Here is an 11,582-nt window from a genome sequence, read left to right as displayed (position 1 = left end):
CCGGACAGGGTGAACTCGCGTTTTTGTGATGTCGCTTGCGTCGCGTCCTCGGCAAGATTGCCCACATGAACACACCACGCTTCCCCGGCACCTACCTGCGCGACTGCGCCACACCTACCGGATGATTGCCCCGCGATTTCTGCGCGCATGCGCGTGCATTATTATCTACTCGTATGCCTCCGTAGCTCAGTGGATTAGAGCAGTGGGTTTCTACCCCATGTGTCGCGGGTTCGAGTCCTGCCGGGGGCGCCATTGTCCCGACTTCGGACAACTGTTCGTTTGGGGGGGTACCCCAGCAGACCATCATGCGCACTTCTAAAGTTAGTGAGCATTGACACTCAGATTGGTTTGAAGTACGGTTCCGCCTTATGAAGATCCGTTCCTAATTCGACGCTCACTTAATCATCGTTGACTCGAAGGCGGAACTTGGCATGCATGTTTCTTTTTCCCATCTCTCTTTTACCTGGCCAGACGGCACTCCTTGTTTTTCAGATTTAAGCGCCACATTCAGCGCGCCTTTCACCGGCCTTGTCGGTGCTAATGGCTCAGGAAAATCGACTCTCGCTAAGGTGTTGGCCGGCATCTATCAACCCACTTCTGGCACCGTGACGGCCCCTAAGATCGGCTACCTAGACCAAGATCTGGGGCTTAAAGTGACCGACACCATCGCAGACGTATTCAAGGCCCGCGAGATTTTAGATGCCCTAGCGGAGATCGAAGCGGGCAACTACTCCGAGGAGCTCGCGACCATCGTTGCTGACAACTGGGATCTCAAGGAGAGGATCCAGGCCGCTCTTAGCGCGTCGGAACTGAACTTTTCCCTTTCTCGCAGCGTCGGCAGCTTGTCGGGAGGAGAGGCCGTCGCTGTAGCGCTGACGGCGCTGTTTTTCTCCCAACCAGAGATGATCATTCTTGATGAACCCACGAACAATCTCGACGCCGCTGCCAAGGAGCGCCTACTGCATATGATTGACGCTTCCCCGGCGCCCATGGTGGTCATCTCGCATGATCGGGAGCTGCTCAACCACGCTGACGAGATAGCTGAGCTCTATCGCGGATCATTACGAATGTTTAGCGGGAACTTTGAGCACTACCGTCAAACCATCAACCACGAACAGGAAACCGTGCGGGCCGAAGTCAGTGAGGCCAAAGCCTCCTATCACAAGGAAGTTCGCCAACGTGCCGAGATGCAGACACGGCTTGCCCGTAACGCCCGCCGAGGTAAAGAGTTCGCTACCTCCAAACGCAAGCCTGGAATGGCCATGGGAAATGATAAGAACCGATCCCAGGTCTCGTCAGCCAAGCGTGCCCGTGATGCCGCAGCCTCGGTGTCACAAGCTCGGGAAGGTTATGACTTAGCACAACTTAGGTTGCGGGAGGACACTCACGTTCACATCGAGCTTCCCGATACCAGCCTTCCCAATGCCACACGGGTTCTGAGCAGCGAGCTGTTGACAATCGTCGGCCCCGAACGCGTCCGACTCGCCGGTGCCAATGGGGCGGGAAAAACTACGTTTCTCAATCGGATTGCCAGCGGCGACGTCGACTATGCGCTTCCCCGCGGCTATTTACGTCAACGCATCACATTGCCAGCGGACAAGAGTGTGTGGGAGCTGGTCGCGGAAAGCAATCCGCAGGCTGACCCGCAGTTTATCCGCGACAATCTAGCACAACTGTTGTTCCAGAATGACAGTGTCCACGCGCCAGTGGAGCAGCTTTCCGGAGGCGAGCGGTTCCGTGCCGAGTGCGCACGCGTGCTGCTTGCTTCTCCCGCACCGCAGTTCCTGCTACTAGACGAGCCGACTAACAACTTGGATATCCCCACCGTGGACTGGCTTGTCGACGTCCTCTCCGCTTACCGCGGAGCGTTACTCGTCGTCAGCCACGATGAACACTTCTGTTCGCGCCTTTCGCTGGATCGCACCATCGAGCTTTAAACGCACTTTGCAATAGGCCAGTCGGCACACGAAAGCGGGCGCATAATCGACACCTCAAATGTGCTCAGGCAGCGCTGTCATAAGTCGCGGCATCGTTGCCACTTCAGTCGCGACATCATGGACAAACTGGCGTCTCGGTTTTTCTTTTCCGGAGCGCCGGTTTCGTTTTTTAGCTAGAGTGTCCGACGGATTTCGTCAGGCGCTTTCCTCTGTAAACAGCCCCTTCTTGCCAAGCTCTGCGATCGTGCCGTCTTCGTTGAAGCTCAGCTCCACCACGAAGTAGCGTCTCTCGCTGTCCGCGATCTTCCACGCGCGTTGCTTTTTCTCCGGCTCGATTTCCTCGACTGTCCAGTCCTCGCGCTGATTCGCGATCCCTTCGATGCTCCACACCGGGTCGTCGCATTCCAACAATATGGCGTCGAACTTGACGAACATCACCGACAGATCCGTCTCCCGCATCGGTGGGTTGAACGAATCCATCAAGTAAATCCGGATCTCGGATTCGTCTTCGTTCGGGATGGTTGCGTAACAAGCATGCGAACCAAAGATTTCGAACGCGCTATCCCCTATATCCTCCGAAACGGCTGCCGCTGCAATTGACGGCGCATACAGCTCGTCGCCTTCTTCGCCTTCCTCATCTTCCGTGTCTTCCCCGCTACCCGATTCAGCTTCATCGCCGTCCCACTCGGGAACCTCGTAAGGCACAACTGGGGTCGTAAACCCTGGCAGGTCTTGTTCCTCACCCCACTCGCGCATCGCCTCCGCGGCAAGGCGCCGACCAAGTTCTGCAGCTCCGGAAACAGCCGCTTCATCCGCCCATTCCCACTTGAGAGTCGCAGACTCCACATCAACGGTCGCGACGAGTTCCACTCGAGCATTGGCGAGCTTAACCCGCCCCTGAAACTGGTAGTACTGCTCGCCTTGAATCTCGCCTACGGCAATTCCCCAGTCATCGCCAACGCGTTCTTCGATCTGTTCCATGATGTGCTCACAGCGCGCATGGGCATACAGCGCGGCGTGCTGTCCGACTCTGCGAATATCGGGGATCATGCGACTAAACTAACACTGCCCATTTCGGCACGCAGCTCCATTTTCACACAGCCCCTCTTTCACACATCCTCACCTGTGAAAGGATCCATGACCTACCGACAACTAACCCCTCCTCGCACTAAGGACGCATTAGTGTCCGTCGCAGCTCTCCTCTCCGCCTACGGGCTCCTCGCATTCCAGGCGTTGGGCTTGGCAAAGCTCTCCCTGGACAAGGGAGTAGTCCTCGGCGTTCTGCCATTCATGCTCATCATCGCGCTCGGCGTGCCCTCCTGGCTGTTGGTTCGCTACCTGCGGAAACAGAACATCCAAACTGGCTTCACTTCACTCTCTAAAAGAGGTTGGCATCTGCTCTGGCAGACTCCAGTGACAATCATCGCAGCCGGTGCTGCCACTGCATTTGTCGCCTCAATCTTGGGAATGGAAAATGGCGAGCGTTCCTCGACCTTGACTAGCGCAGGCGAATCCGGGCAGACCCTCCCCATCCTCCTCGTCCTCCTGGCGTATCTGCTGCTTGGTCCGTTCCTCGAGGAGTTGGTTTTCCGTCGGGTTCTCATGGGCTACTTCGACACGCTAATGCCAGCTGCCCTGAGTGTCCTGTTCAGCTCACTGCTTTTCGGTCTGGTTCACGTCTCCCCGCCAGCTATCCTCTTTACGACCTTCCTCGGCATCTCTTGCGCACTGATCACCAGATGGCACGGCACACTATGGGCGGGATTCATCGTTCATATGCTGAACAACCTGGTCGTCGGGCTACTCGTCTTCGGAGTCGCTGGCTAAGCCTCTTGTCCGCACCGCCCGCTATGGTTGTAGCCATGACTGCGAATAGCCGCTTTAACCCTATTGACGCCCTCCGCTCCCTCCCCCTGGAGCAGCTCCCCGTCCCGCTGCCGTTCAGCCTGGGCAAGTCCCAGAAGTCCGCGGAACTTGACCTCCCCGCCCCCACCCCGGGCTCCTACGCCGTCATTACCGGCGCTTCCTCTGGAATCGGTAAGGCCATCGCAGAGGAGCTCGCCCGGCGCGGCTACGACCTCCTCCTCGTCGCCCGCACTGTAGCGCCGATGCAGGAGATCGCGGATGCGTTCCCTGATCGCGATGTGCAGATTCGCTCCGTAGATCTAGCAGATGCCTCCGCCCGAGCAGAATTGTTGGAAGAGCTCCGCACCACCCCGGTCAGCATCATCATCAACTCAGCGGGCATTGCCACCTTTGGCCAGTTCAAGGATCTCGACTGGGACTATGAGCGCCTGCAATTCGAACTAAACGCCACCGCGCTCTACGAACTCACCCAGGCCGTGCTGCCCGGCATGCTGGAACGTGGCGAGGGCGGCATCGTCAACGTCGGCTCCGCCGCCGGCAACATGGCCATCCCTGGAAACGCCACCTACGTGGGCACCAAGGCGATGGTCAACACATTCACCGAATCACTGCATTACGAGCTCAAGGAGCACGGCATTAAGTGCACCCTCCTGGCGCCCGGCCCGGTACGCGAGGCACGCAAGGAAGATGAACAGCTCACCGAGGTTGACGATGCCGTCCCGGATTTCCTCTGGACCACCTATGAGGACTGTGCCTTGGACACCCTTGCCGCACTTGCCAAGAACAAGCTGCGCGTAGTCCCCGGCCCTTTGTCAAAGGCCATGAATTTCGTGTCCACCTATCTGCCGCGGAAGGTCACCGCGCCCATCGTCGGAAAGTTCTACGCCCAAATGGCAGTAGAAAGCGACTGATTACGAGGAGGCGTCACCAAGAAAGACATAGAATTATCAACAACAGAAAGGATCATCCGTGAATAGCACTCCGAATCAAGTTGCCAAGAACGACCGACTCGTATGGGTCGACTGCGAAATGACGGGCCTCGACCCCGACCAGCACGTGCTGGTCGAGATCGCGGTCATTGTGACGGATGCGGAGCTCAACCCGCTGGACGACGGTTTGGACCTGGTGATTCACGCGACCGAGCGCGACCTGGATCGAATGGATGACGTGGTGACGAAGATGCACGGCGAGTCCGGACTGACGGAACAGATCCGCGCCTCCGACGTCACGCTGGAAGAAGCCGAAGAGCGAGTCTTGGAGTACGTGAAGAAGCACGTCCCCACCGCAGGTGTCGCACCGCTGGCAGGCAACAGCATCAGCGTCGACCGGAAGTTCATCACCCGCTACATGCCGCACCTAGACCAGTACCTGCACTACCGCATGATCGACGTCTCCAGCCTGAAGGAACTTGCCCGCCGCTGGTACCCACGTGTGTACAACGGCCAGCCCGCCAAGGGCATGACACACCGCGCGCTGGCAGACATCAAGGAATCCATCCGCGAACTGGATTTCTACCGCCGCGCAATGCTGGTGGAGGCCGACCCGGCCAATGCAGACGTGAACGCCGCCGCGAAGGCAGCGACGGAACGCTTCCCGATCTAGCACCATTTTAACCCGCGTTCAGACCTCCCGACCTGGCATTTTGGTTAAGTCGCGGGGTGTCGGCTAACATGAAATCCGCTGTTTTCAACAGCAATGGTGACTGTAGTTCAGCTGGTAGAGCACTAGGTTGTGATCCTAGGTGTCGCGGGTTCGAGTCCCGTCAGTCACCCCAAATTTTTTAAAGGTCTAGTGATGCTAATGAGTAACACCGATCTTCAAACAGCGTTTCGGGATGTCTTCCGCGGACACCCGGCGGGGGTAACGCTAATCACCGCGACCGTCGACGGCGAGCCCGTCGGCCTCACGGCATCGTCGGTTTCCTCGCTTTCACTCGACCCACTCTCGATCAGTTTCTCGCTGATGAAGCGCACGGGTTCGGCTGGCAAATTACTGCAGTCGAGCAGCATGTTGGTGCACTTTCTTAGTGACGCCCAGTCCCCCATCGCGCACTCCTTCGCCACGTCGGGCGCGGATCGCTTCGCGGAATCTCAAGGGTGGGTAACCGCGGAGACTGGCGAGCCGCTACTTCCGAACTCCCGAGCCGTGATCCGCGCGCGGATTTCAGATACAGCGAAGGCCGGGGAGGCCACGCTAGTGGCTGCGGAAGTGCTGGACGTGTCGGCGACCTCCGAGGACTCTGCGTTGCTTTTCCTTGGCCACGAGTTCTACAGCATCGCGGGGTTGCGCCCCTTCTAACGGCGGGCACTCCCGCCTGACCCACTCCCCTACGCGCGGCGAATAGCTTCGTAGCCCGCCTCGTCGACAGCATCGACAACCTGCTGATCGCTGAGCTCGCCAGCAGTTGCATCATGCTCAAACGTCAACAGCCCCTTGTCTGCACTGACCTCGATATTCGTCACCCCAGGAAGGTTCGCGACCTCCTCCTTTACGGCGTTTTCACAGTGTCCGCAGTTCATCCCCGTGACGTCGTAGCTGTATGTGGTCATGTTGGAAGCCTCTCTTTCCCTAGCTTTATTTCTCTGCTTTATTTTTCTGGCGCCTAGGAAGCACTCGGTATGCACAACATCTCGCAGGGAACATTCATTCCGCGGAACCTCGCACTAGCCAGCGCATCCAGCGGCTCACGGCGCCGATACGCGCCACGATACGTGCGATCCCCCGCCCTCTCAGAGGGCAAATGTCCAAAATCAACGGGTTAACGCGAAAAGCAGAAAAATCGCAAAATTCGCACCCCCTCTGACCTGCGCAAATAGAATAGTTATGTTTTAAGATATGGAATTTTGGACATCTGGCCTGAACCACCACCCCACCGGGGCCCGAACCACCACCCCACAGGCACTCCTCCCCCATGGGATAGCATTATCAACCATGGCCCGCATCCACCACGCCCCCGCCGCGCTGTACACGCAGGCCTCCACCTCCGCGGCCGCCAGCTTTATCCGCCACTATTCCACCAGCTTTTACCTGGCCAGCGAACTCCTCGCACCAACCGTCAAACTACACATCCGCAACATCTATGCCCTCGCTCGCATCGCAGACGAAATCGTCGACGGTACGGCTGAGGCGCTTAGCCAGCCGGCCTGTGGCGTCCAAAAGACCCTCGACGACTACGAACACACCACCCTCGCGGCGCTAGACACCGGCTTCAGCACCGACCCCATCGCGCACGCGTTCGCCCTCACGGCGCGCTGGGCTGGATTCGACCGCGCCTGGACGGTGGACTTCTTCTCGTCCATGCGTTCTGACGCCCCCAGCGCCAAATCCTTGCCTCTCCGCGCATACGTGCACGGCTCCGCGGGCGTGATCGGCTGGATGTGCAACGCGGTATTCGCAGCTCACGCCGTCGAGGCAGGGCGCCCGCTGACCCCGGAGCAACGCGCGGAGACTGATGCGGGAGCCTACGCGCTGGGTAGCGCCTTCCAAAAGGTGAACTTCCTGCGGGATTACCAGGAAGATACGGTCGGTTTGCAGCGTTCCTATCTGCCAAAACTGACAGAGGAATCAAAGGCCACACTAGTCGCAGAGATCCGCGAGGAACTTGCCCAGGCTTATGCGACCATGCACTTGCTGCCGCTATCCGCCCGCGTGGGCGTCGCCGGGGCGCACGACCTCTTCGCTGCGCTGAATGAGCGGCTCGCCCGCACCTCCGTCGAGCAACTAAAAACGGCCCGCATACAAGTGCCGCGAGCCGAGAAGGCGAGGATTATCGCGCGTGCCCTCCCCCGCGCTGCACGCCTGCGTTAGGCGCGCGGCAAGCTCCAGCGCTAGCCGTTAGCGTTACCGGCCTTCCAGGTATTCCACGGGATGTTCCAGTCACCCAACCCGTCGACACCGTTCAGAGTCTCTCCCTGGGTGTTCTTCACCTCAACAATGTCGCCACGCTTCATGTGGTTAAACACCCAGGCGGCGTTTTCCACCGAAACATTCAGACAACCGTGGGAAGTATTGGTGTTGCCCTGCGCGTACACGCTCCACGGAGCCGCGTGGATGTAAATACCCGAGTAGCTCATCTGCGTCGCGTACTGCACGTCAGTCTTGTACGACCCCGCGCCGGTCAGACCGAACGTCGAGGAATCCATGGTCAGTGTCTCAAACTGATCGCCGATGATGTACTTACCATTCGGCGTAGGGTACTCGTAGTCCCTGCCCATAGAAACCGGCATGGTCTGCAGAGTCTTGCCGTTCTTCTTGATGGTCATCATCTTCGTTTTGTCGTCCACGACCGCGCGCACGTCATCGCCGATGGTGAACTTTGCACTGCGGTCCTCACCGCCATACACACCTTCGCCGAGCTTGGTGCCATACAGGTTGGCCTTCACCTTCACCTTGGTGCCTGGCTTCCAATAGTCCTTGGGGCGCCAGCGGAGGTTCTGGGGCGAGATCCAGTAGAAAGCACCTTCCACCTTCGGCGTGGTCTCCACTGTGATGGCATCCTCGACTGCCTTGCGGTCCTCCACTGGGGCGTCGAAGTACAGGGCGATGGTCTGGCCGATGCCAACGGTCGAACCGTCGAGCGGGGCCAGCGCGCCGTTGAGTGTCGTGGCCGGGGAGACGGTCGTGAAGGTCTGCTTGAGTTGCTTATCGCCGGACTTCGCGGTCAGGGTGTATGTGCGCGAGTAGCCGAGTTTCGTGGGCACGGTCCACTTGGTCTTGTCGTCGTTGTACTTGCCCTTGATTTTCTCGCCCGCGTCGTTCGTCAGCGAGACCTTGTCGATCTTCTGGCTACCTTTAACCTGCACATGCTCGGAGACGTCGACATCAGTGCCACCGTCCTTCATGTTGGAGGTCAGTTCGATGTTCTTCTTTTCGCCTTCACCGTCGCTCGTCGAAGCATTCGAACTGATCTTCGGATCGTCGTTATGGTCGATCGTGCACGATGCGGTGAAAGCGACCAGGGCAACGCTTAGCGACGCCGCAGTGATCCGTGAAAAGGTTTGACCCAAAACCTTGGTGCTGCGCAAGTCTTACTCCAAGAAAGAAATGTGTGTGTAGAAAATGTGACTGTCCTAAACCATAACGGTTGCTGTTGGAGGAACGTTAGTGATTTGACCGGGTTTCAGCTGTTCGTAGCGTAAACGTTATAAACGGTGGCGATACCTCCTGGCTTGTATTCGTGCACTCGCTTCCGCCAGGCAGTCCACTCTTGCAGCTAACTTCTAGCCACGCTTGCAGACTGCCAATTATCCGCCCCGACCAGGCGATTTGTGTTGTACACACACCAAGGTATAAAGTTTTCCACGTTGCCGAGGCGCACAGCGCTTCGAATAACGCGGGCTATTAGCTCAATTGGCAGAGCAGCTGACTCTTAATCAGCGGGTTCGGGGTTCGAGTCCCTGATAGCCCACATTCCACCCCCATCGGGATCTATCCCGGTGGGGGTTTTATTTTACCTACCCCCCGACCAGCGCCAGCGGAATAACCGCCCCACCACGGTGGTTATCGTCTGCAAAGGACTCAAAACCCTATAGCAGGCCCACACCAAGGAGGCATCCAAACCACTATGACGGACACGACGGCACACGAGAACTCCCTTTCCCCGCTGAGCCTGCTGGACTTCGCCACCGTCTACAAGGGCGAGCGCCCCGCCGACGCATTCAACCGCTCCGTCCAGTGGGCCCAGCAAGCCGAGAAGCTCGGTTTCAAGCGCATCTGGTACTCAGAGCACCACAACATGAAATCCATCGCCAGCTCCTCGCCTGCCGTCCTCATTGCACACATTGCGGCTAAGACCTCCACGATTAACTTGGGCGCCGGTGGCGTCATGCTCCCGAACCACGCCCCGCTCGTCATCGCCGAGCAGTTCGGCACCCTCGCAGAGCTCCACCCGGGCCGCATTGACCTCGGCCTCGGTCGCGCACCCGGCACCGACCAAATGACCCTCCGTGCCCTGCGCCGCGAGCCTTCCGCGGCGGAGACCTTCCCGCAAGACGTCGCCGAACTCTACGGCTACCTCAACGGCGAGTCCAAGATCCCCGGTGTTGTAGCCGTCCCCGGCATGGGCACTAATGTGCCGCTGTACATCCTGGGTTCCTCCCTATTCGGCGCGCAGCTGGCTGCACACCTGGGCTTGCCTTACAGTTTCGCCAGCCACTTTGCGCCCGCCGCTCTCACGCAGGCCGTGCAGGTCTACCGAGACAACTACCAGCCCTCGGAACGCCACCCGGAGCCTTATGTCATCGCCGCAGTAAACGTCACCGCCGCTGATTCCCAAGAAGAGGCCGATGAGCAGTGGCGCCAGGTCTGCCGCAACCGCGTGCGCGTCATGGCGGGTCGTGGCCGCAGCCTTACGGAAGCGGAACTGGACATGCTCACTGATTCCCCCGCCGGCCAGCAGATCCTGGATATGTTGCGCTACTCCGCCGTCGGCACGCGCGACGTCGTCCGTCGTTACCTCGAGGAGTTCCGTACTCACGCCCAAGCCGACGAGCTCATGGTCTCGCTGCAGTCGCCGTCGACCGCGGAATCCCTGCGGTCTATGGAAATTCTTGCGGACGCCGCCTCACTCCCCCCGTCCAGCACTAACCACTAGACCCCTAGGACTTACTACCCCTGGCGCTGCGTCTCACGCGGCTCCGGCCGCCCGTCTGCCGCGCCCGGACCAAACACCAGCCGAATGATCTGCGGCGCGTAGGCGCCCACCACCAACATGGCGATCATGCGCATTACTTGAATGACCGTGACGATCGGCTGGCTGCCCGCGTCGTGCGCGAATGCGAGGACTGCGTAGATGCCGCCAGGCACGGTGGCCAGGTAGGCGTCCAAAACCTTGAAGTCCCATAATCCCGCGATGGCGAAGGCCGTGCCGATAGAGCTGGCGATCATTAGGGCGATCACCCCCAGAATGACGGGCAGAGCCTTCACGAACTGCCGTAGCGCGCCCTTTGTCAGAGTGCCGCCGGCCTGCACGCCGACGAGCGCATAGGCCAGCTTCTCCAGCAGCCCGTTCGGCGCAATGAACTCGTGCGGCACGCTGAAGACCATCACGCCGATCATGGCGAAAGCAATGCTGAGCAGCAGGTACGGCGAACTAATGCTGAACCAGCGGGCAGTCAGGCGCGTAAACGCCCACACAGTCAGCCCCACGACCACCGCACCGACCACGCCTTGCCAGTTCGTCTGTAGGCCGTCGAGGAGGCTTTCTTTTCTTGTTGACGCCCCCTCCGCCGCGTCTGCTTCGTCGCCCCCGACTTGGGAAAGCAGGGTGACCAGCCCGGGCAGGGTCAAGACGATAATGGATACGCGCAGGTACTGCGTCAGGGTGACAAAGCGTGTGTCCGCATTCAGCTCCCGGGAGAGCATCACCATCGCGCTGGCCCCGCCTGCGAGCGTAGCCAGGACGGAGGTGGCCGGGCCGACCCGGTGAATGCGCACCAACAGCCAGGAGGCCAACAGACACACCGCCAGCGTAACCACCAGCGACATGGCGGTGGGCCCCGCATAGGAGGCAATGGTGCCGACGTTGATAGTCGTCAAAGGCGAGGAACACAAAAGGGCGATGATCACCTGAGAGGGGATCATCGCCTTCTTGGGCGGGCTGACCTGCCGGTCGCTGAAAATGGCATAAATGCCGAAGACGATCAGGAAAGAAAAAATCCACGCGGCAGGAACCCCCACCGCTTCGCAGGCGAAACCTGCGCCGATCGAAAATATGGTCAGCAGACCAAGCGTGGCCAGCTTCTTAGGGCTGGGCAGCGCCAGATTTTGCAACGCTACCCG

At 59.3% G+C, this 11,582-nt stretch carries 11 protein-coding genes and 3 tRNA genes; 10 read left to right on the top strand and 4 right to left on the bottom strand.

Annotated elements, in window-relative coordinates:
• Positions 1-175: 175 nt before the first annotated feature.
• Together AC06DS_RS05750 and AC06DS_RS05745 are read left to right on the top strand one after the other, a co-directional pair.
• A tRNA-Arg gene (locus tag AC06DS_RS05750) sits at positions 176-252 on the top strand.
• Between the two features lie 179 nt (positions 253-431).
• Positions 432-1,937 (top strand): ABC-F family ATP-binding cassette domain-containing protein, encoded by a 1,506-nt coding sequence (locus AC06DS_RS05745; protein WP_408924673.1) that lies wholly within the window; start codon positions 432-434, stop codon positions 1,935-1,937.
• Between the two features lie 195 nt (positions 1,938-2,132).
• Here AC06DS_RS05745 and AC06DS_RS05740 read toward each other — a convergent pair whose 3' ends face one another.
• On the bottom strand, positions 2,133-2,987 hold the full coding sequence (locus AC06DS_RS05740) for a DUF6882 domain-containing protein (protein WP_477100184.1): 855 nt from the start codon (positions 2,985-2,987) through the stop codon (positions 2,133-2,135).
• 87 nt (positions 2,988-3,074) lie between these two features.
• Here AC06DS_RS05740 and AC06DS_RS05735 point away from each other — a divergent pair, with 87 nt between their 5' ends.
• The 5 genes from AC06DS_RS05735 to AC06DS_RS05715 all read left to right on the top strand — a co-directional run bounded on the left by AC06DS_RS05735 (position 3,075) and on the right by AC06DS_RS05715 (position 6,101).
• Positions 3,075-3,764: a lysostaphin resistance A-like protein gene (locus AC06DS_RS05735; protein ID WP_477100183.1), complete on the top strand. Its 690-nt coding sequence runs from the start codon at positions 3,075-3,077 to the stop codon at positions 3,762-3,764.
• A 35-nt stretch (positions 3,765-3,799) separates the two neighbouring features.
• Complete coding sequence (gene cmrA / locus AC06DS_RS05730) at positions 3,800-4,714, top strand: mycolate reductase (RefSeq protein ID WP_477100182.1); 915 nt, start codon at positions 3,800-3,802, stop codon at positions 4,712-4,714.
• Positions 4,715-4,832: 118 nt separating this feature from the next.
• Positions 4,833-5,405, top strand: coding sequence for an oligoribonuclease (orn, locus tag AC06DS_RS05725; RefSeq protein ID WP_477101186.1), 573 nt, complete (start codon positions 4,833-4,835; stop codon positions 5,403-5,405).
• 96 nt (positions 5,406-5,501) lie between these two features.
• A tRNA-His gene (locus AC06DS_RS05720) sits at positions 5,502-5,577 on the top strand.
• Positions 5,578-5,603: 26 nt separating this feature from the next.
• Positions 5,604-6,101 (top strand): flavin reductase family protein, encoded by a 498-nt coding sequence (locus tag AC06DS_RS05715; RefSeq protein WP_477100181.1) that lies wholly within the window; start codon positions 5,604-5,606, stop codon positions 6,099-6,101.
• A 29-nt stretch (positions 6,102-6,130) separates the two neighbouring features.
• Here the strand turns inward: AC06DS_RS05715 and AC06DS_RS05710 are convergent, their stop codons facing one another.
• Entirely contained in the window at positions 6,131-6,352 is a 222-nt protein-coding gene (locus tag AC06DS_RS05710; protein WP_477100180.1) for a heavy-metal-associated domain-containing protein, read from the bottom strand.
• 382 nt (positions 6,353-6,734) lie between these two features.
• Here AC06DS_RS05710 and AC06DS_RS05705 point away from each other — a divergent pair, with 382 nt between their 5' ends.
• Positions 6,735-7,610, top strand: coding sequence for a phytoene/squalene synthase family protein (locus tag AC06DS_RS05705; RefSeq protein WP_477100179.1), 876 nt, complete (start codon positions 6,735-6,737; stop codon positions 7,608-7,610).
• Positions 7,611-7,630: 20 nt separating this feature from the next.
• On the opposite strand, the gene AC06DS_RS05700 is transcribed toward AC06DS_RS05705, so the two are convergent.
• On the bottom strand, positions 7,631-8,827 hold the full coding sequence (locus AC06DS_RS05700) for a L,D-transpeptidase (RefSeq protein WP_477100178.1): 1,197 nt from the start codon (positions 8,825-8,827) through the stop codon (positions 7,631-7,633).
• A 310-nt stretch (positions 8,828-9,137) separates the two neighbouring features.
• On the opposite strand from AC06DS_RS05700, the gene AC06DS_RS05695 reads away from it, so the two are divergent.
• Positions 9,138-9,210: transfer RNA gene (locus AC06DS_RS05695), tRNA-Lys, on the top strand.
• Between the two features lie 156 nt (positions 9,211-9,366).
• Positions 9,367-10,395, top strand: coding sequence for an LLM class flavin-dependent oxidoreductase (locus AC06DS_RS05690; RefSeq protein ID WP_477100177.1), 1,029 nt, complete (start codon positions 9,367-9,369; stop codon positions 10,393-10,395).
• 14 nt (positions 10,396-10,409) lie between these two features.
• On the opposite strand, the gene AC06DS_RS05685 is transcribed toward AC06DS_RS05690, so the two are convergent.
• On the bottom strand, positions 10,410-11,573 hold the full coding sequence (locus AC06DS_RS05685) for an AbrB family transcriptional regulator (protein WP_477100176.1): 1,164 nt from the start codon (positions 11,571-11,573) through the stop codon (positions 10,410-10,412).
• Positions 11,574-11,582 lie beyond the last annotated feature (9 nt).

The organism is Corynebacterium sp. TUM25015, from assembly GCF_056393505.1.
This window is presented reverse-complemented; position numbering and strand designations above follow the sequence as displayed.

Excerpts from the sequence above, each read along its gene's own strand:
- AC06DS_RS05745 (WP_408924673.1), top strand. The coding sequence starts at position 432 with ATGCATGTTTCTTTTTCCCATCTCTCTTTTACCTGGCCAGACGGCACT.
- AC06DS_RS05740 (WP_477100184.1), bottom strand. The coding sequence starts at position 2,987 with ATGATCCCCGATATTCGCAGAGTCGGACAGCACGCCGCGCTGTATGCC.
- AC06DS_RS05735 (WP_477100183.1), top strand. The coding sequence starts at position 3,075 with ATGACCTACCGACAACTAACCCCTCCTCGCACTAAGGACGCATTAGTG.
- cmrA (WP_477100182.1), top strand. The coding sequence starts at position 3,800 with ATGACTGCGAATAGCCGCTTTAACCCTATTGACGCCCTCCGCTCCCTC.
- orn (WP_477101186.1), top strand. The coding sequence starts at position 4,833 with ATGACGGGCCTCGACCCCGACCAGCACGTGCTGGTCGAGATCGCGGTC.
- AC06DS_RS05715 (WP_477100181.1), top strand. The coding sequence starts at position 5,604 with ATGAGTAACACCGATCTTCAAACAGCGTTTCGGGATGTCTTCCGCGGA.
- AC06DS_RS05710 (WP_477100180.1), bottom strand. The coding sequence starts at position 6,352 with ATGACCACATACAGCTACGACGTCACGGGGATGAACTGCGGACACTGT.
- AC06DS_RS05705 (WP_477100179.1), top strand. The coding sequence starts at position 6,735 with ATGGCCCGCATCCACCACGCCCCCGCCGCGCTGTACACGCAGGCCTCC.
- AC06DS_RS05690 (WP_477100177.1), top strand. The coding sequence starts at position 9,367 with ATGACGGACACGACGGCACACGAGAACTCCCTTTCCCCGCTGAGCCTG.